The sequence below is a fragment of the Neisseria sp. P0009.S008 genome, assembly GCF_051958615.1.
Taxonomy (GTDB): domain Bacteria; phylum Pseudomonadota; class Gammaproteobacteria; order Burkholderiales; family Neisseriaceae; genus Neisseria; species Neisseria subflava.
Genome location: NZ_JBQCVG010000097.1, coordinates 1 through 239, shown reverse-complemented (window position 1 = coordinate 239; position 239 = coordinate 1). Strand labels below are relative to the sequence as shown.

The following is a 239-nucleotide window of genomic DNA, read 5'->3' as shown; positions in this document are numbered from 1 at the left end:
GATGCGGTCGGCTTGTTCGACGGTGGTCAGGCGGTGGGCGACGATGATGCTGGTGCGGTTTTCCATCAGGCGCTCGAGGGCTTGTTGGACGAGGCGTTCGGATTCGTTGTCCAGCGCGCTGGTGGCTTCGTCCAAAAGCAGGATGGGGGCATCTTTCAAAATGGCGCGGGCAATGGCGACACGTTGACGCTGACCACCGGAGAGCTGATTGCCGTTTGCACCTATCGGTTGGTTCAAAC

1 protein-coding gene is annotated in these 239 nt (G+C 59.8%); it reads right to left on the bottom strand.

Features of this window, described 5'->3' with window-relative positions; all coding sequences use genetic code 11:
• Positions 1 to 239, bottom strand: a 239-nt coding sequence (locus ACTHSQ_RS11430; protein ID WP_440375970.1) for an ATP-binding cassette domain-containing protein, incomplete at both ends; no start/stop codon positions are given.